Origin of the sequence: Rhodococcus sp. JVH1 (assembly GCF_000280725.2) — a bacterium.
GTDB lineage: Bacteria > Actinomycetota > Actinomycetes > Mycobacteriales > Mycobacteriaceae > Rhodococcus_F > Rhodococcus_F jostii_A.
This window is the reverse complement of record NZ_CP166289.1, coordinates 7,511,298-7,528,889: the sequence shown is the minus strand read 5'-3', so window position 1 is coordinate 7,528,889 and position 17,592 is coordinate 7,511,298. Positions and strand designations below refer to the sequence as shown.

The 17,592-nt window shown below is 66.1% G+C and carries 18 protein-coding genes; 11 read left to right on the top strand and 7 right to left on the bottom strand.

Translation table 11 applies throughout. The features are described 5' to 3' along the window. The first annotated feature begins 100 nt into the window (after window positions 1-100). Window positions 101-1,684, top strand: coding sequence for an FAD-dependent monooxygenase (locus JVH1_RS35450; RefSeq protein WP_009473093.1), 1,584 nt, complete (start codon window positions 101-103; stop codon window positions 1,682-1,684). Between the two features lie 38 nt (window positions 1,685-1,722). Then, entirely contained in the window at window positions 1,723-2,505 is a 783-nt protein-coding gene (locus JVH1_RS35445) for a TetR/AcrR family transcriptional regulator (RefSeq protein ID WP_029538303.1), read from the top strand. Between the two features lie 37 nt (window positions 2,506-2,542). On the opposite strand, the gene JVH1_RS35440 is transcribed toward JVH1_RS35445, so the two are convergent. Further along, window positions 2,543-2,971, bottom strand: a complete 429-nt coding sequence (locus tag JVH1_RS35440) for a nitroreductase family deazaflavin-dependent oxidoreductase (protein ID WP_009473095.1) — start codon at window positions 2,969-2,971, stop codon at window positions 2,543-2,545. 166 nt (window positions 2,972-3,137) lie between these two features. Then, window positions 3,138-3,326: a ChaB family protein gene (locus tag JVH1_RS35435; protein WP_009473096.1), complete on the bottom strand. Its 189-nt coding sequence runs from the start codon at window positions 3,324-3,326 to the stop codon at window positions 3,138-3,140. A gap of 308 nt (window positions 3,327-3,634) precedes the next feature. Between JVH1_RS35435 and JVH1_RS35430 the strand changes: the two genes are divergently transcribed. Both JVH1_RS35430 and JVH1_RS35425 read left to right on the top strand, forming a co-directional pair. Then, window positions 3,635-3,889, top strand: a complete 255-nt coding sequence (locus tag JVH1_RS35430) for a hypothetical protein (RefSeq protein WP_009473097.1) — start codon at window positions 3,635-3,637, stop codon at window positions 3,887-3,889. After that, window positions 3,886-4,092: a hypothetical protein gene (locus JVH1_RS35425; protein WP_009473098.1), complete on the top strand. Its 207-nt coding sequence runs from the start codon at window positions 3,886-3,888 to the stop codon at window positions 4,090-4,092. The genes JVH1_RS35430 and JVH1_RS35425 overlap by 4 nt, the downstream gene beginning before the upstream one ends. Before the next feature lie 57 nt (window positions 4,093-4,149). Here the strand turns inward: JVH1_RS35425 and JVH1_RS35420 are convergent, their stop codons facing one another. Then, on the bottom strand, window positions 4,150-5,442 hold the full coding sequence (locus JVH1_RS35420; RefSeq protein WP_009473099.1) for a LuxR C-terminal-related transcriptional regulator: 1,293 nt from the start codon (window positions 5,440-5,442) through the stop codon (window positions 4,150-4,152). A gap of 147 nt (window positions 5,443-5,589) precedes the next feature. Between JVH1_RS35420 and hxlB the strand changes: the two genes are divergently transcribed. Both hxlB and hxlA read left to right on the top strand, forming a co-directional pair. After that, on the top strand, window positions 5,590-6,171 hold the full coding sequence (gene hxlB / locus JVH1_RS35415; protein WP_009473100.1) for a 6-phospho-3-hexuloisomerase: 582 nt from the start codon (window positions 5,590-5,592) through the stop codon (window positions 6,169-6,171). A gap of 36 nt (window positions 6,172-6,207) precedes the next feature. Further along, window positions 6,208-6,837: a 3-hexulose-6-phosphate synthase gene (gene hxlA / locus JVH1_RS35410; protein WP_009473101.1), complete on the top strand. Its 630-nt coding sequence runs from the start codon at window positions 6,208-6,210 to the stop codon at window positions 6,835-6,837. 522 nt (window positions 6,838-7,359) lie between these two features. On the opposite strand, the gene JVH1_RS35405 is transcribed toward hxlA, so the two are convergent. Next, window positions 7,360-8,757, bottom strand: coding sequence for an NAD-dependent malic enzyme (locus tag JVH1_RS35405; protein WP_009473102.1), 1,398 nt, complete (start codon window positions 8,755-8,757; stop codon window positions 7,360-7,362). 340 nt (window positions 8,758-9,097) lie between these two features. Between JVH1_RS35405 and JVH1_RS35400 the strand changes: the two genes are divergently transcribed. After that, window positions 9,098-9,472, top strand: a complete 375-nt coding sequence (locus JVH1_RS35400) for a nuclear transport factor 2 family protein (RefSeq protein WP_009473104.1) — start codon at window positions 9,098-9,100, stop codon at window positions 9,470-9,472. 362 nt (window positions 9,473-9,834) lie between these two features. Continuing rightward, window positions 9,835-10,002 carry a hypothetical protein gene (locus tag JVH1_RS35395; protein ID WP_009473105.1) on the top strand — a complete coding sequence of 56 codons (168 nt, stop codon included), beginning with the start codon at window positions 9,835-9,837 and terminating at the stop codon, window positions 10,000-10,002. A gap of 811 nt (window positions 10,003-10,813) precedes the next feature. Here the strand turns inward: JVH1_RS35395 and JVH1_RS35390 are convergent. Next, entirely contained in the window at window positions 10,814-11,182 is a 369-nt protein-coding gene (locus tag JVH1_RS35390; protein ID WP_009473107.1) for a PH domain-containing protein, read from the bottom strand. A 200-nt stretch (window positions 11,183-11,382) separates the two neighbouring features. Here JVH1_RS35390 and JVH1_RS35385 point away from each other — a divergent pair, with 200 nt between their 5' ends. Then, the gene (locus JVH1_RS35385; protein ID WP_337460123.1) at window positions 11,383-11,559 is read left to right on the top strand and encodes an FHA domain-containing protein; all 177 of its coding nucleotides are present in this window, start codon (window positions 11,383-11,385) and stop codon (window positions 11,557-11,559) included. Window positions 11,560-11,636: 77 nt separating this feature from the next. On the opposite strand, the gene JVH1_RS35380 is transcribed toward JVH1_RS35385, so the two are convergent. Further along, on the bottom strand, window positions 11,637-11,990 hold the full coding sequence (locus JVH1_RS35380; RefSeq protein WP_009473109.1) for a DUF732 domain-containing protein: 354 nt from the start codon (window positions 11,988-11,990) through the stop codon (window positions 11,637-11,639). A gap of 1,031 nt (window positions 11,991-13,021) precedes the next feature. Here JVH1_RS35380 and JVH1_RS35375 point away from each other — a divergent pair. Both JVH1_RS35375 and JVH1_RS35370 read left to right on the top strand, forming a co-directional pair. After that, the gene (locus tag JVH1_RS35375) at window positions 13,022-13,693 is read left to right on the top strand and encodes a hypothetical protein (protein WP_016880952.1); all 672 of its coding nucleotides are present in this window, start codon (window positions 13,022-13,024) and stop codon (window positions 13,691-13,693) included. A 584-nt stretch (window positions 13,694-14,277) separates the two neighbouring features. After that, a complete protein-coding gene (locus tag JVH1_RS35370; RefSeq protein ID WP_009473112.1) occupies window positions 14,278-15,489 on the top strand; it encodes a DUF6777 domain-containing protein in 1,212 nt (403 codons plus the stop codon). A 22-nt stretch (window positions 15,490-15,511) separates the two neighbouring features. Here JVH1_RS35370 and JVH1_RS35365 read toward each other — a convergent pair whose 3' ends face one another. Beyond that, window positions 15,512-17,371: a serine/threonine-protein kinase PknD gene (locus JVH1_RS35365; protein WP_043777735.1), complete on the bottom strand. Its 1,860-nt coding sequence runs from the start codon at window positions 17,369-17,371 to the stop codon at window positions 15,512-15,514. Between the last annotated feature and the right edge of the window lie 221 nt (window positions 17,372-17,592).

The window sequence follows — 17,592 nt, the reverse complement described above, 5'->3', positions numbered from 1 at the left end:
CGATCACTCTCCGCACGACATCGACCGCACGCATCACATTGACTGTTCGACACAAACGTAGAATACTCGACTTTACCGTCACACAGACTGGAGTTTTGCCATGAATCTCGCGCGAGTCGCAGTTCTCGGAGGTGGACCCGGCGGTCTCTATGCCGCAAGACTGCTCAAACTCAGCCATCCGGACGCCGAAGTGACCGTGTACGAACAGAGTGCCCCGGACAAGACATTCGGATTCGGCGTCGGCCTCGCCTCCCGCACGCAGCGCAATCTTCGCGAGGCCGATTCGACATCGCTGGAGGCCATCGTTGCCGCTGCACACCCGCACGACATGTCGATGCAGGTCGGCGAGCACATCGCCCGGCTCCAGAGCGGCGACCTCCTTGCGATCGCGCGCACATCCCTGCTCGAAGTGCTGCAACAGCAAGCCCGACAGGCTGGTGTCCGACTGCACTTCGGCGAACGCCGGGACTTCGCCGACCTCGACGCGGACCTGATCATCGCGGCCGACGGCATCAACAGCGGAACGCGCACCCAGCTCGCAGACCGCTTCGATCCACACATCGACACCGGCACCGGCCTGTACCTCTGGTGCGGAACCGATTTCGCTCTCCCGAGCGCGATATTCACACCGGTCACCACCGAGCACGGCACGTTCGTCGCGCACGCCTACCCCTACGCGCCCGACCACAGCACCTTCCTCATCGAAACCGACGAGGACACGTGGCGGCGGGCGGGATTCGACGTATCCACCGAGCAGACAGCACCACTCGACAGCGACGAAACCTCACTGCACTACCTGCAGGCAGCGTTCGCCGGCACTCTGCAGCACCACCGGCTGATCGGTAACCGCACCCGCTGGATGCGCTTCCGGACAATCTCGTGTGGGCATTGGCACAGCGGCAACGTCGTACTCCTCGGCGACGCCGCCCATACCGCGCACTACTCCATCGGCTCGGGCACCAAGCTCGCCATGGAGGACGCCATCGCACTCGACCACGCACTCACCGCCTCCCCGAACATCGAGGACGCGCTCGCACAATATGAGCGAACCCGCCGCCCCGCCGTCGAATACCTCCAGCACATCGCGCACCGCAGCGAACTCTGGTGGGAGTCCTTCCCGCAGCGGATGAACCTACCCGTCGAACAGCTGCTGATCGCGTACATGACCCGCGCCGGAAAGGTCAGTCTCAGCCGATTCCACGACACCGCCCCCACGCTCGTGCGGAAGGGCCTGGCGAACTACGCGGACGTGCCAGCCGACGCGATCCCCGGCACCGACATCACGGACTGGACGATCGGGCAACCACTCGACCACGGTGACCGCCGATTCGAGCACCGGATCGCACCGGCGGACCTGCGCGACGCAGCCACCACCACAGTGCTCGACATCGACTTCGATTCAGCCTGGGGCCCGGAGGCTACCGCACTCGTCGAGACCGCACCAACCGCGCGAACTCTCTGGCTCACCGGCCCATCCACCCGCTCATCGCTGCTCAGCAGACTCGATTTCGCCGAACGTCTCGGTCACCACACAGACGCACTCGTCGTCGTCGAGGCGCCCGGTTCCTGCCGCGCAGATGTCGCAGCAGGTTTGGCCAGCGTACGGATGCACCTCGCGTTCTTCAGCGATCCGGCGACGTCGGACGCTGATCCGGCGCTTTCCGGGTTGCGGGTCTCGACATGAGTACGCGACCAGCGACCGGCGCCCGTTATCCTTCGGACATGACAAGCGAGGAGGCCCCGAACGAGCGCCGACCCCGAGGCCGGGGCAAATCCCGTTCCAGCGATCAGGCCGCGACCGAAAGCGCGGGCCTTCGCAGCAACCCTCGCCGTGAGCTGGTGGAAAAGCAGATCATCGAGCAAGCCACTCGACTGTTTGCCGAACGAGGATTCGCGAGCACCACGCTGCAGGACATCGCCGACGCAACCGGCCTGACACGGCCGGCCCTCTATCACTACGTGGCCAACAAAGACGAGCTCCTCTCCCGCCTGGTCAGCGAGAGCACCGAGACACCGGCCGCGTTGCTACACACCATCAACGAGCGCACCGATCTGGGTCCGACAGAAAAGCTCCGCGAGATGGCCACCGCCATCGCTCTGCATCAGGCGCAGGCTCCGGATCGATTCCAGTTGATCATCCGTTCGGAAGCCGAATTACCCGAAGACATCTCACGCAACTACGAGCAGAGCCGTCGACACGTGCTCAAGGAATTCATCCACGTCATCGAAGACGGTATCCGCATCGGCGAAATGCGACCGGTCGATCCGCGAACCGCAGCTCTGGCCGTCATCGGCATGCTCAACTGGATCGCCTGGTGGCATCAGCCGGGAAACGCAGACGACGACCGAGTCATCGCCACTCAACTCGCGGACATGGCAGTACGCTCGTTGGTTCATCAGGACCCACAGTCGGCGACCCCGGAAGGTCCCGCGCGAGCGATCGCGATGATCCGCCAGGACCTGAACTACCTCGAACGGCTGCTCGACGAATCACGCCCCGACTGACCGCGCTCGACAGCAACGGCCCTGATTCTGACGGAGGTCACGCGCGTCGCAGCGCCAGCACGGGGATTGTCCGGATGCCCGCCGTCTTCTCCGCATATTCGGCAAAGCCGGGGTACCGGCGCGCCTGCTCGGTGTAGATCCGATCCCGTTCGTCACCGGTCACCTCGACGACAGTCACCGGGTACTGCTCGGTGCCGCGTTCGATCTCGGCCTCACCTGCGCTGACGAGGTTGTAGTACCAGTCGGGATTGCTCGGGGCACCGGCCTTGGACGCGAAAACGTAGATCGTGTCCGGACCTTGCTCATCGGGTAGATACATCATCGGGCTCACACGATCGCGCCCAGTCTTACGGCCCCGGTGGTGAACCAGCACCACCGGGGCGCCCTCGAACGGGCCACCCACTCGGCCCTGATTTGCCCGGAATTCGGCAATGATATTCACGTTCCAGTCGTCGGGGGTGCTCATCCTGGGAATTGTCCTAGCCCGCCACCGGAACGGGCGGCATTTCCGGTCGACGTCGTCGTCTCGTGTCGCACTCTTTCCCGCTGACCGCGATGGCGACCATTCCGGCACCGCCAATCCGACGCCACGCACATGCAGGCGTCAGTCGCCACCAGGCCCGAGTGGAAAATCAGTCCTGCTTGGGAACCCAGTGGTCGGTTGCGAGCTCGTAACTCTGTTTGAGCTCCCCGTACGCCGCTCGTTGGGCCTCCTCGCCCTCGCCGTACCGCCGGACGGCCATCTCGTGGGCCGCCGCGAAGGCCGCCTGTACCTCCTTCGACGATCGCCGCAGTGTCTGTGGGAGCTCGGTTCGGTTCACCGCTCCACTCCTTCTCGGTCGTGGCCGTGATGTACCCCTCGATTGTCCGCCCGGTACCACCGCGGCGGTACCGGGTTGACCGGGTTTTCCGATCTCGGCCGCGGGGCGCCTGCGGGCAGGGTCTGCGCAGGGCACCCGGCACCGAGAATCACAGGCATCGAAGCGGGTCTCCACGGTGGCCTGCCAACGATGTAGACCGGGGAAACACCTGGCACCGGGGCCCGGTATGGGTAACAATGACCCCGGAAAACACACAGCAACGCCAATTTCATTCTCGCCGAAGGGAAGTCCGCACCAGAGGAGACTCGATGCCTGTTTCGCCACACACATTGTTACAGCACGTCCAGGATCGCACCACCGACCTACGCCGATGGTTGGATACCGGCGAGAACACCGCCGCCCTGACGGCGTATCTGCGCGACGAACCCGTCGACCACCGATGGCTCACCACCTACAAACAACTCACGCACGACCTGCTGAGGGCGGTAGACCATGCCCGCCCGCCCAGCGCGCCGCACGAAACCCAGGCGCCGAACGCCGGCCGGCCGCCGGACCGTCGATGAACGACGACCAACGCCGGGCTCTCGAGCACGTACGCGACACCTGCGCCATGCTGCACAGCTTCCTGACCACCCACCCGAGCGACCGACCGCCCGAACGGGTCCGATCGGCCACCTTCGAGCAGCTCACCGACGAACTCCTCGACGCGGTTACCGCAGCGCAGAATGCAGGAGTTCCCGAACAACGCATCTTCGACAGCATGTGACAACCGTCTGCCGGCCCGGTCCCTGGCCGAAGCGCCCCGGGATCGAAGTTCGGCTCTCTAGCTGGTGCCGGGCGCGGAATACGCAATGCCGGGTGCAATTCCCGCTCGTATTCCGATTGCTCCGGCCTCCCCACGGTTGGCGACGTCGAGTTTCTTGAGCACGCTCGCGACGTGAAACTTGATCGTGCTCTGGCTGATCCCGAGTTCCTCGGCGATGGCGCGATTGCGTTTGCCCACCGCGAGGTGCGCGAGGACTTCGAGCTCGCGGGGGTTCAGGGTGGACAGAAGATGCTCGTCGGGACGGGCGGCGGGCGGGTCCAACGGGATGGTCAGCGTCACCCGACTCCCCCATCCGGCGATGGACTCGATGTCGATCCGGCCGCGCAACGTGTGCAGGCGTCCGGACAGTTGCCGAGTCAGCGCGTTGCGGTCGATGGTGCCGGGCCCCTGGTCACGGACCTCGATCAGGACGTTGTCACCGTCGCAGTCCCACGCGATCCGCAGCCGGGGCAGCACCGGTTGTGCGCCGAATGCCAGCACGATGGCGCGAACCATCGCGCGCGCCGCATGCGCCACCTCACCCGGAAGCGGACGGCCGTCGGCCGGCGGGTCGACATAGTCGACGTCGACCTCCCGATGCCGCAAGAGAGGTCGCAATTCGCCCTGCAACCTGGCGAATGCCGTGGTGACCGCCTCCTCTGACAGGGCCCGATCGGCGGCACCCGCCGATCGCAGCGCGATCAGTGCGGCCGATGCCGTCTCGCTCGCGGTGATGCGCGACCGCCGATCGTCGAGGTCGTTCGATCGGAGGGTTCCGAGGATCGACGACAGGGTCGCCTCGTGCACCTCCGTCAGTTCGGCGATGGTGCGGGCGCGTTCACTCGACGCCGCCCGTGACTCGGCGAGATAGTCGGGGCTGGCCTGTGCCACCTGTTGCTGGATGGAGGTCGCGACGATCCCGAACATCGCCGCGACCCCATCGGGCTCGGGTGGGCCGGCCTGAGATGGCCGCGGGACCAGGACGAGCAGCGTGTCGCCGGAGTCGCGGACCGCCCAGACCCGGCGGCGTCCACCTCCCAGTGAACGGATTCCGGCGACGACACCGCCGGGTTCGATGGATTGTTTGATCTCGTCGAGTTCGTCGATGGTCACACGGTCGACTATCTCGCGGTTTCCGGCGACTTTGCGGGGGCGTCCGGTGCACTCCCGGGTGAAGATCACCAGCGCGTCGTGCGGCCACCATCGGCCCAGGAACCGGGAGAAGCGGGTCGCGATGTCCGGGAGCGGTCCCGTGATCACCTTCCGCATCTCCACCCAGGGGTCGACCTGCAACCGAGCCGAGTCCTCCACGCTTACCACCCATTCACAGTATGGCCGGGTACGACGCAACGGCACTGGCCAAGCGGCCGGCCCGAACCGGCCGACCGGCCGGGTGCCGCGGCGCACCGGAGTCGGCAGCCTTGGATCAGACCGGAACGGCTATCACCGAGGAGGACCATGACCGTCACCGTCGAGCAGACACGCACACGGTTCAGTGACGGGCGCCGCATCGTGCTCGACGAGAACGAGCGCCTACTCAATTCCGTTGCCGCAGAACAGTGGGACCGCGCGGGTTCGCTCATCACCACCGCGGGGGCAGTGTTCGTGATCGGCAACGGGCGCAGCGGCCTGGCCGTCCAGATGGCCGCGATGCGACTGATGCACCTCGGCCTGCGCGTCCATGTGGCCGGGGAGGTCACCGCCCCTGCCATCGGCGACGGCGATCTGCTGATTGCCGTCTCCGGGTCGGGCACCACCGCCTCGGTCGTCGGCGCAGCCGATACCGCGAACAAGGTGGGTGCCTCGGTGCTCGCTGTGACTACGGCCTCGGACTCGCCGCTCGCCCGGCGCGCCGACGAGATCCTGGTCCTGCCTGCGGCCGACAAGCAGGAACACAGCGCAGCCATCACCGCCCAGTACGCGGGCAGCCTGTTCGAGCAGTCCGTGCTCCTCGCCTTCGATGCCCTGTTCCAGGCGCTGTGGAGCAATGAAGACCAGACCGCCGAGCGGCTGTGGGAACGCCACGCCAACATCGGCTGACCACGAATCCCATCAGAAGATAACCAGGAGAAACACATGACGAAGCTGCAGGTTGCTGTCGATCTACTCACCACCGCCGACGCGCTGGCCCTGACCAACAAGGTGGCCCCGTACGTCGACATCATCGAACTCGGCACCCCACTGATCAAGAGCGCCGGCCTCAGCGCCATCAGCGCGATCAAGGCGGCGCACCCGGACAAGGAGGTCTTCGCCGACCTCAAGACCGCCGACGCCGGCTTCCTCGAGGCCGACCTGGCCTTCTCCGCCGGCGCGGACCTGGTCACGGTCCTCGGCGCCGCCGGTGATGCCACCATCAAGGGTGCGGTCGAGGCAGGCCAGAAGCACGGCAAGAAGGTCGTCGCCGACCTGATCGGCGTGGAGAATCGGGTCGAGCGGGCCCGCGAGATCGCCAAGCTCGGTGTCGCGTTCGTCGAGATCCACGCCGGCCTCGACGAGCAGGCCCAGCCCGGATACTCCATTCAGACCCTCCTCGACGACGGCAAGATCGCCGGTGTCCCGTTCTCCGTGGCCGGTGGCGTGAAGGTCGACACCATCGCCGCCGTCCGTGACGCGGGTGCGGACGTCGCCGTCGCCGGTGGCGCCATCTACAGCGCCGAGGACCCCGCCGCGGCCGCGAAGGCACTCAAGGAAGCACTGACCAAATAGCACGCGATTGCTGACGTGAAGGCCCTGAACACATCCAGTTCAGGGCCTTCACTCTTTCGCACCCCAGGTCAGATTCCGTCCCGGTGCAGACAGCCTAGAGGGGTTCTCCGCCGGCAACAGATGGCGGAGAACCCCGTGAGTGGTCGTGGCGCCTCGCCGGCCTCCATGCCTGGTTAGGACGCCAACTACCGACTGCGCCGCGAGCGGGCTGATCGACCAGGCGTTCGACGGCGACCGAGATGAGCGTCCACCATGGCATGCCCCGGCCGGAAACGCCCGACACCTGTGAAGGCAGCCGTGGTGTGCAGGTCGCGCCTTGATTGAACCCGGCCGCAGTGGGTATGCAGGCACTGCCCCCACGCCGGGTCCCACACCTGGGCGCCGCGCACCCGGTCTCGATCGCCCCGACGATCACCTCACCCGCCCCGGCGACCGAGCAACGACGGCGGGCGCCGGTTCCGGCTCGGGACACCTCGCCCGCTGCTGTGACCGCCTGGGACACGGAAACAATGAGCGAACGGCTCACTTCTCGGACTGTGGCCCCCGCTCGGCCACCTCGCGCACCGCCGCGGCGACCGCTGGCGCGACACCCGCGTCGAACACGCTCGGCACGATGTAGGTGGCATTGAGCTCGGACGGCGACACCCTGTCGGCGATCGCGCCGGCCGCGGCGATCAGCATCTCGTCGGTGATGTCGACCGCGTGCGCGTCGAGCAGACCGCGGAACACCCCCGGGAAGGCGAGCACGTTGTTGATCTGGTTCGGGAAGTCCGACCGGCCGGTGGCCACCACGGTGGCATGTTCGCCGGCGGCGACCGGGTCGACCTCCGGGACCGGATTGGCCAGCGCGAACACGATCGACTCGTCGGCCATCGCCGCGATGTCGTCGCCCGTGACAATGTTCGGCGCCGAGACCCCGATGAACACGTCCGCCCCGACCAGCGCGTCCCGCAGTGATCCCGTCCGACCCTCCGGATTGGTGTGCTCGGCGATCCAGGTACGAAACTCGTCGGCGGTGTCGTGCGGGGACAGAATTCCCTTCCGTCCGCAGCCGATGATGTTCGTCGCGCCCTGGGCGACGAGCAACCGGATGACGGCGTGCCCGGCGGCGCCGACGCCGGACACCACGATCCGGGCCCGGTCGAGCGACTTGCCGACCACCCGCAGCGCGTTGGTCAGGGCGGCCAGGACCACGATCGCGGTGCCGTGCTGGTCGTCGTGGAACACCGGAATGTCGAGGATATCGCGGAGCCGCGCTTCGATCTCGAAACACCTTGGGGCGGAAATATCTTCAAGGTTGATGCCGCCGTAGACGGGTGCCAGGGCCCGGACAATCTCGACGATGGCATCGGGGTCCTGGGTGTCCAGGCAGACCGGCCAGGCGTCGACCCCGGCGAATTGTTTGAACAGTGCCGCCTTGCCCTCCATCACCGGGATCGACGCCGCGGCACCGATGTTGCCCAGGCCCAGGACCGCGGACCCGTCGGTGACCACGGCGACGGTGTTGCGTTTGATCGTCAGGCGGCGCACGTCCTCGGGGTGTTCAGCGATGGCGGTACACACCCGGGCGACGCCGGGGGTGTAGGCGCGGGAGAGGTCGTCGCGGTGTTTGAGCGGAACCGTGGGGACCACCTCGAGCTTGCCGCCCAAATGCAGAAGGAAGGTGCGGTCGCTGACCTTGCCGACGATCACCCCCGGAACCTCGGCGATCGCGGTAGAGATCTGGTCGGCGTGCGCGACGTCCGAGGCGTCGCAGGTGAGGTCGATGACCATGTGGTCGGGATGGCTCTCGACGACATCGAGCGCCGTCATGGCACCCTTCACCGATGCGATCGCGGCCGCCAACGTCGACGTGGTGCCGGCGCCAACCGGTGCATGGACGCGGACGGTGATCGAATAACCGGGGCTAGGACTGGGCATGTGAAGCTCCTGGATACTGAATGATGACCAGCAGGGTTCCGGCCGGATCACCGGGTGCCCGATCGGCACGCACGCACCGGGTGTTTCCGCCCGCAACACCCTTAGTCTGCGCTGCCATCGCCGATCCGGACAAGAGGACACCCATCCGGCACCGACAAGCCGCGATGAATCAACGGCCTAAGTTGCCCGGTCGGACGGAACACTCCGTGATTCGAAGCGGGGAGCCGTGCGGCGGCAACGTGCCCGGTCCGAAGTAAGCCCCGGGCGCGTCGCCGTGCATTTGCGACGTTTAGTACACCTGTACTCGGGTAGGGCTACAGGACCAACGTAAGGGGCAGCCATGTCAGCACAGCAAAACATCGAGACCGCCAAGAATGGGTACGCCGCGTACTCGGCGGGCGATGCCGAGAAGGCTATGAGTTTCTTCGACGACGACATCGAGTGGATCTCGCCCGGCAACAGCACCGTCAGCGGCACGTTCCATGGCAAACCGGAGGTCGGCGCGATGTGGATGAAACTGGCCGAGAAGTCCACAACGACAACACCAGAGCGTTTTCTCGCCGACGACGATGTCGTTGTCGTTCTCACCCGAGTCGCCGCCGGTGGGGAGTCCGCCGACGAAGCCGATGTGCTCACTTTCCGCGATGGGAAGGTCGTCAAATTCCAGTCCGCCGCGGACACCGCGATGCTGGAACGAGTCTTCGGCACGAAGTAGCCGCGAACGGACACGATGGCATGACAGCTCGTGCCATCGATGACGTCGTGGGTAGCCGCGGTCGGAACCGCGGCTCAGGCTGGGTGTTGTCAACCGCGCTAACAGCATCCGGATCACGTGCCGTCAAACTGGCCCCAGGATCACACGATCATGGGTCGCAGGCGTTCTCTACCTCGTAAACACCACACGGCACTCCCCGACCGAGCCACTCGGATTGCGCAGTCAGTGGCCGGTGCCCGCTGCGAAGGTCTATCCGCTGGACCTGCGGCTCAGCCGCGCGGACACTGGGTGACGAGAGCACCAACCAGGCCAACCGGCACCACCTGCCCGGATGGACGCTCAACCGAATTGGCGGTGAGACGATGAATCGCGAAACGATTCAGGGGTGGGTCGCGGAACAGATACACCTCGATCCCGCGACCGCCACGTCGGCGCTGCTCGCGAAGCTGGACGATTTGACCGCGCGGGCCGAGGCGATGTGCGTCCGCCAACTGCTCGATCTGCCAGAGTTCCGACGCCTGGTCTGGTGAGCTTTCACCGCTCCGAGTGCGTGAATCCCGTCGCGGGGCTCGTGCAGTCGACTGACGATCACGTGCGGGTGCCCTTCTGAAACTGACAGTGGGCGCCCGGGGACCAAAAGCTCCTGAGCGCCTCCTGGCGGGTCGGCCGTCCGTTTGGGCTTGACCACAACGGAACCCACACCGCCACCCGACGGTCGGTGGCCGGATCACGCCACATCCCGAGCTTGCCGTAGTCCAGCTGGCCTCGTCGCCGTGCGGGACCACACCCGGGGCACCGTGACCTTTGACTCCGCCACATCATCGTCGATTTACGCTGCCACATAACGTCGAACGGTCGATTGCGACACCGTTGCGGCGTGGTCGTCACGCAGGCGTTGCGCGATTGTCGCCACCGTTGCCGTCGACTTCGACTGTCCGTCGATCCAGTCGTGGTGCGCCGCGATCGCCGGCCACGTCACCGCCCGCGCTGCCCGGTCGCCGACCTCCTAAAACCACCCGGCGATCAGCTCCCGCCAGGGCGCCTCGTCGAACTTCCCACCCTCCTTGGGTGCCAGCCCCGCCGCCAGCACGGGTGCCCCACCCGAACCATGCTGCCCGCCTTCAGGACTGGCCAGTGAAAGCGCCAAGAAGGACCCCGCCCCGCCGCGCGAGCTGTGCCGAGCCGTGCTGAGACGACCGAACGGGACGCCCGCCTGTGATTCCCAGACGTCAGGAGTGGTGCTCCGTCCTCGTCACAGGCCCAATACGCAACCCCAGAGTTCGCCGAGGGCGTGTGGGGGTTGTCTCTTCAGAAGACGCCGAGGCTCCCTGTTGGTTTTGGTCAACGCGTGATGTGCCAGAGAATCACGTCATGGACGTGGCGTGACTTGTCCATACCGCGAAACTCTGCCGTGTGCACTTTGCCGGCATCGATCGCGATGCTGCCGCCGGAGAAGAAGGCGCCCGCCCAACTTTTGTTGCTGACGACGGAGACCGAACGAATCTTGCCGTATGGAATCGACGTGATCGCGGTCTTGTTGCCGACAAAGCTCCTGTCCTGCAAAATGACACGCCGATCGGTCAGGGCAACGAACCCAGTACCGGTGCCGATGCAGTCGTAGACGGCGATGACCGATTCCCCCTGCAACAGTCCGCTTTGTATCTGCGCGAGCTGCTCGCGCTTGTCGAAGATGGGTTGCAGTGTCTGCATGTGGTGTCCTTGTACATTCGGGAGGGCAGATCGTGCCCGTCCGGGCGGGTGTGCCGCGTTCGATGTGAGTCGGCATATTCGCAGTCGACAATGCGGATCGAAGCCGCGCCTCGGGGAGTTCCAGAGTTGGTGTGCCGTCGTCGTCGCCGTAGGCGCCTGTTGTACGTCTGTGCCAACGACCCGGATTCTCGGATCGACAGGTGGCGAGCCACTGTGGGAAAGACCTGCGCTCCCCGACTGGCGTGTCCGTGCGCGGCAACCGCGTCGTCGACAGCGTCCGGCTCACCGACGGTGACATCGTTCGGATCGGCGGCCACGAGTTCGCATTCCAGATCGCGGTCGACCAGTGCCCTTGCAGGCCAACCGTCGGACGGTAGGCAGGGCCGGTCTATGCCCCGTCGACCGGTTCGCATCGCGTGCGGCCACCAACGCGGCGGGGCGGTGCGACGGGGAATCAGGCTGGGATCTCGTAGGCATATTGCGGGCAGAACGCCCCCACTGCGTCGCCAATGAAGAAGCCCACCTCGTACGGCGTGTAGTAATAGTCGGACTTGTTCAGGTACGCCTCGGTCATCTCGAAGAAGCCGTAGCCGCTCTCGAAGTCCCCGCAGATCTCGTAGCCAAACCCCACCGCGTAGTAGGACGAGCCGTAGGAAATGCCTTCCGCATCCAGGGCGGTCAGGTATGTCTCCTCCGGCGACAGATAGCTTGTGGCGTTGGCGGTGCCGACCGCGCCCAACGCGGCGGCGCCGAGAACGGCGGCGACGGCGGCGGCGCCGACGGCGGACTTCTTCAGACTGGTGAACATGGCGGGTCCTTTTCGGTGAGTACCTTGGCTGGTAGGAAAAGGATCCGAGACGCCGCTTGTTAGATTCTGAACAGAACCTTGTGATGGTCTCAGTGAGTCCGCCCCGGGCCTTTCGGCTCCGCCTTGACGGTGTGGATGTCGTCGAGACGGTCTTCGCGTTCCCGAGATTGCTGCGGGCGCTGCGGGCATACAGTTTCGCGACGACACCATCGGGGATCTTGCCGAGGTGGCCGCCGAACTTCCCGGACTCCTGGTGCCAGGCGACGCGGGGCCCCCGGCCCCTGCCGGGGCGAAGCGGATTTCGGTCTCGAAGGGCGCGGGGGTGTCGATGCCCCGGCGACGCAGGTACTTGCCCTGCTGTACGTCGGTCACTTACTCGGTGACCGCGAGCCGGCGGCCGTCGACCTTGACAATGTGATGCACGACGGCCCCACCTCACCGCCGTTTCCCGAGACCTGTTCGTAGGAGACCACATTCCTGGCGTAGAGAGTGCGTTGGCCAGGTCCTGAAAGAAGGCGAACACCTGGTTGACGGGGTGGTGGTGAGTCGGTTGTCGATGACTGCCGCAGAGAAGATGTCCCACCTGGCCGTTCCACCACCACCTCCGTCGTGACCCGGTGTGGGGCGGCGGTCCCGATGTTCCGGCGGACTGGTTGCCCGTGTGCTCGGATCGGGTTGAGCAGTTTCCTGTCCCTGTTAGCCCGTCTCCATGTCAGTTGAGGGTGCCGGTGCGGGGCGGATAGACGTGCTGGTTCTTCCCGCGAAGGGGCCACCTTGAAGCCGCGTCGCGCTGCTCGGCCGCTCATGGATGTCCTGGTCGATCGGCTCAGGATCCGCCGCGACCTTCCAGTCCACGGCGCCATGCGAGGCGGCGTCGAACCTGAGCCCGTCGACGCGGCCTTTCTCCCGCTTGGACCGGCGCCCGGCCGCGCCGAGCTTGCGGAGACCGTCACAAGATTCTATTCAGAATCCGACAAGCGACATCCCAGATCCTTTTCGTACCTGCTAAGACTCATAGAAGAGGACCCACCATGTTCCCCACGTTCGTCAAGTCCACCGCTCGCGTCGCCACCGCCACACCGGCGCCCCGAATCGCCGGCTCTATCAAGAGACACACCGGCCTTCGCGCCGCGATATGTGTCGGCGCTACGATTCCGCTGGCGCTCTTCGGACATGGAATAGCCTCAGCCGCAGGAACTGTCGAGATATATGGCAATGCCGGCGAGGTCGATGTATATGTCACCGACGGTACCCCCGGGGAGAACTGCCTAGTCAATGACAACGGCTACACGTTTGGCGGCGTAGTAGACGATGCGGGTTATCTGGATTTCTATATTCCAGCCGAGCCCGGCGACCACCAGGTGACAGTGGCGTGCGACCGCAGCGGAGGCTACGGCCAATGGGTCACGGTCGCACCCACCGGCCCCGGACCCGGACCGGCCCCGGCCCCAGCCCCAGGACCTGCCCAGGGCTACTTGGTTAACATCTGGGGCATCCCAGGCGGAGTCGATGTGAATATCACCGGCGCGGTGCCATGGGAGTGGTGTCGAGCCGACGCGGACAACACGCCGTTCTACGTTGAGGACCTCGTAGATGAATCGGGCAACCTGGTTCTTATTCTCCGCACGCCTCCCGGCCAGCAAACCGTGACCGTGGTGTGCGACAGCAGCGGAGCCGTCGCTCAAACGGTGACGGTCAGCTGACAGGTCTCGTCACCGGATTCTGGGGGCAGTCGGTCACCGATTACCCTCGGCCGACGCCTTCTTCGCCGAACACCCTGTCCTTGCCTGACTGACAGTCCGGTCCTTGCTTGACTGACAGTCCGCCCGCAGCGAACGGTGGCCGAGAGGCGTTCGTCCAGCGCGTCGAGTACCTCGCTGAGAAGTGCGGTGAGCACTTCCCGCGTCGACGTCGGGAAGCAACAATCCGGGATCAGGCGCGATCAACGGGTTCGTGGACCGTTGTCCGGGTCGTCGTTTACCGCCTGCGCAAGCCGGAGAGCCAACTGGGCGCCGTCGACACCGGTTCTCGTGGGGCCCGGTTTGGGGGGGTATCGTAGGCGAAAATCCGGCGGCATGGTCGACGGCGGTGCACCATGAGCGAAAATCCGGGTTCGCCAGGCGGTCCGCACTGGCAACCCAGCGGGCCTGAGTGGCAACCTCAGGCCCAACAGTGGCAACCGCACGCCCAGCAGTGGCCGCCCGCCGGTGGGCAGCCCCCTGGTCCTCCACCTCCACCGCCACCTCGTCGTTCACCGGGCGGTGGCCGCTGGCCTCTGCTGGTCGGGTTGATCGCCGCCGTGCTGATCGGACTGCTCGTCGGCGGCTATCTGTTGTTCGTGAGGGGTGATGCGGATGAGGGTGAGGTGTTGCTCGAGGCGGCGGCATCCGAGGGGCCGTTTCCGTGGACGCCGCCGGTGGTTCCGCCCGATGCGCCGACCACGCTGCCGGAATCGATGCCGACGATGGCTCCCAGTGCGCCGGATCCGGGACGGCCCGGATTGATTGCCGTGCCGGGCGACCGAACCGGAATCTACGGTGGCTCCCTCGAGTTGTCGGTCTGCGACAAGCCGAAACTGATCGGATTCCTCGAGCAGAATCCGGGGCAGCGGGCCGCGTTCGGCGAGGTGTTGGATATCACCGATGTCCGCGCCTATGTCGAGTCGCTCACGCCCGTGATTCTCGGTTCCGATACCCGGGTGACGAATCACGGGTACGAGAATGACCGACCGACACCGTTGCAGTCCGTGCTGCAGGCCGGGACGGCAGTCCTCGTCGACGACCGCGGTGTACCGAGGGTTCGGTGCCAGTGCGGGAACCCGCTGTTGCCGCCTCAGCCCACCAAAGCAGCCCCGACATACACCGGGCAGCGGTGGCCGGGTTTCGAGCCGGACAAGATCGTCGTCGTGCAGCCCGCGCCGACGCCGGTTACCCAGCTCACGGTCATCAACATCGTGACGGGGACACCCGTGGTGATCAACGTCGGCAGCGGGACACCGCAGCAACCGACGACGACGCCGACTCGTACCACGACGGCGCCACCCCCACCGCTCCGAACGACAGCGGCGCCACCCCCACCGCTCCGAACGACAGTCGCGCCACCGCCACCCCTCCGGACCACAGCGGCGCCACCCCCACCGCCGCGGACTACGGTGGCGCCACCCCCGCGGACGCAGCCGCCGACAACGCAGGCGCTGCCACCCGCCGACTGGAGTATGACCGCCGAGGCTTTCCGCGGCCAGGACGGAGGGCGAGCGTCGTTCGACTGCCCGCCAGGAGGAACCTTCGGCTCCGTGTGGGGTTCCGGCACCTACACCGATGACTCCAGCGTGTGCACGGCCGGTGTGCACGCGGGGGTCATCTCCCAGCAGAGCGGCGGGGTGGTGATCATCGAGATCTCTCCCGGTCTCGGCTCCTACCAAGGATCGACGGCCAACGGTGTCACGTCCCAGGACTGGGGAAACTGGTACGGCTCGTTCCAAGTCGCCGGTGGTGGCTGACCGCGCTCGGCCGGCGACCAGATCAACCGTCGCCCGACAGTTGCAGCACTCTGTCGCCGTCGGTGACGACGAGATCACCGGTGGCCGTGACCGCGACCCAGATCGGGCCGTGCAGTCCGGTGAACGGGACGACGGCCGGCGTATCGGCACCGGCCCGAAGTGCGACGACGCGGCCGCCTCCGTAGTCGGCAACAAACACACCGGTGGAATCTGCCGCCACACCGGTCGGGGACGCGAGGCCCGTGAACGGCAGCACGGTCTGGTCGGTGGCGCCGGAGGGCAGGAAGAGCACGCGATTGTTGTCGGTATCGGTGACGAATACGTCTCCACCGGAGTTGACCGCCACCCCGACCGGTCCGTGCAGGTCGGAGAACGGCAGCACCTGCGGGCTCGCAGCACCCGCTGGCAGAGCGACAATTCTGTTGTTGTTGTTGTCGGCGACGAAAAGATGACCCGCGTCGCTGACCGCCACTCCGGCGGGCCCAGCCAGACCGGTGAACGGCAGCACCGTCTGGGTCGTGGCTCCCGCGGCGAGCTCGAGCACCCGGTTGTTGCGTGTGTCGGCGACGAAGACGTCGCCGGCGCCGTTGGTCGCCACCCCCGACGGGTGGTCGAGATCGGTGAACGGGAGTACCTCCTGGGCGCCGGTGCCCGCGGCCAGTCTCAGGACTCGATTGTTGTTGCTGTCGGCGACGACGAGATCGCCGGCAGTGTTGACCGCCACGCCGACCGGATAGTCGAGGCCTTCGAACGGCAAGGTGGTCTGCGTCGCTGACCGGTTCGGCCAGCTGACGAACACCACCGCGGCACCGACTGCCAGCAGTGCGAGGAGGGCCAGCGCAAGCAGAACCCCGGCCCGTTTCCGCCGGGGTGGAACGCTGTTCCTCTGCGGCGGGGGCGGTTGCGGTGCCGGAGGGGGAAGCTGTTGCCCTTGCCGGCGTGGCGTCGGCTGCCGACTCGTCGGGGTATCGGGTGCGGCGTGCACGTTCGCCGTCTGCCTCCGCGTGAGGATTTGCTTGGCCGTCTGCGCGGACTGCATGCGTGACAGGGCGAGCTGAACGCCCGCGGAAAGTGCGTGGCAGCTCGGCAGCCGGTCTTCACGGCGCTTCGTCAGAGCTGCGGACACGATGTCGTCGAAGGTCGGCGGAAGATCACCGCGCACAGCGCTGATCCGCGGTACGGGACCACAGAGATGACCGCGCATGACTTCCTGGGTGCTTCCGGTGAACGGGGGGTGTCCGGTGAGCAGGCAAAATAGGGTGCATCCCAATGAGTACACGTCTGCGCGCAGGTCGAGTGGGATGCCTTGGAAAGCCTCGGGCGCCGAGTACTGCAGGGTGGCCACCAGCGACCCGGTTCTGGTCAGGTGCTGCGTCTCGTCGAGGGCCTTGGCGATACCGAAGTCGGTGAGCAGTACCCGCTCGGGTTGCCCGGCGCCCGACATGCCCAACAGAATGTTCGCCGGTTTGACGTCACGGTGCAGCACGCCGTTCTCGTGCGCATAGTCCAGAGCCTTGGCTGTTTCGGCGATGATGTGCACGGCGCGCGGCGGGTCCATCGGACCCTCACGCAGCGCCACCGCGGCATCGGTTCCGGCGACGTATTGCATCGCAATCCAGTGTTGATTTGCTTCCCGGCCTCGGTCGAAAACGGACACGATGTTCGGGTGTTCCAGCCGCGCCGCGTGGTCGGCCTCGAGCTCGAAGCGGGAGCGGAAACAGTCGTCGGTGGTCAGGCTCCGGTCCAGCAACTTGAGGGCGGTGTTCCGAGGCAGGTGAGGATCGCGCGCGAGGTACACAGCGCCCATCCCGCCGACCCCCAACACCCTTTGGATGGTGTAGCCGGCGAACACGTCACCCGGCTCGAGTTCCGCACCACCCATCGGCAACACCGCCTTCGGTCGGACCTCTGCGCTGTATGTGAGCCAATTGGAGTGTATGACTTGGCACACTCACGGGGCACGAGTCGGTCGCACACGGGAATCCACCTCGGCCGCCACGGCAGACGCCTATACCTTCCGCCAGCCCGCGGCGTTCCGCCGGCCGTCACGACTGCATCTGCCTGAACCAGAACTCGACGGCCCGCGCCGGGCGGCGTGCCCAA

Coding starts and splice junctions, on each gene's coding strand:
- hxlB (WP_009473100.1), top strand. CDS start 5,590: ATGACCGTCACCGTCGAGCAGACACGCACACGGTTCAGTGACGGGCGC.
- JVH1_RS35365 (WP_043777735.1), bottom strand. CDS start 17,371: ATGGGTGGTGCGGAACTCGAGCCGGGTGACGTGTTCGCCGGCTACACC.
- JVH1_RS35400 (WP_009473104.1), top strand. CDS start 9,098: ATGTCAGCACAGCAAAACATCGAGACCGCCAAGAATGGGTACGCCGCG.
- JVH1_RS35375 (WP_016880952.1), top strand. CDS start 13,022: ATGTTCCCCACGTTCGTCAAGTCCACCGCTCGCGTCGCCACCGCCACA.
- JVH1_RS35450 (WP_009473093.1), top strand. CDS start 101: ATGAATCTCGCGCGAGTCGCAGTTCTCGGAGGTGGACCCGGCGGTCTC.
- JVH1_RS35395 (WP_009473105.1), top strand. CDS start 9,835: ATGAATCGCGAAACGATTCAGGGGTGGGTCGCGGAACAGATACACCTC.
- JVH1_RS35390 (WP_009473107.1), bottom strand. CDS start 11,182: ATGCAGACACTGCAACCCATCTTCGACAAGCGCGAGCAGCTCGCGCAG.
- JVH1_RS35440 (WP_009473095.1), bottom strand. CDS start 2,971: ATGAGCACCCCCGACGACTGGAACGTGAATATCATTGCCGAATTCCGG.
- JVH1_RS35430 (WP_009473097.1), top strand. CDS start 3,635: ATGCCTGTTTCGCCACACACATTGTTACAGCACGTCCAGGATCGCACC.
- JVH1_RS35380 (WP_009473109.1), bottom strand. CDS start 11,990: ATGTTCACCAGTCTGAAGAAGTCCGCCGTCGGCGCCGCCGCCGTCGCC.
- JVH1_RS35425 (WP_009473098.1), top strand. CDS start 3,886: ATGAACGACGACCAACGCCGGGCTCTCGAGCACGTACGCGACACCTGC.
- JVH1_RS35445 (WP_029538303.1), top strand. CDS start 1,723: ATGACAAGCGAGGAGGCCCCGAACGAGCGCCGACCCCGAGGCCGGGGC.
- JVH1_RS35405 (WP_009473102.1), bottom strand. CDS start 8,757: ATGCCCAGTCCTAGCCCCGGTTATTCGATCACCGTCCGCGTCCATGCA.
- hxlA (WP_009473101.1), top strand. CDS start 6,208: ATGACGAAGCTGCAGGTTGCTGTCGATCTACTCACCACCGCCGACGCG.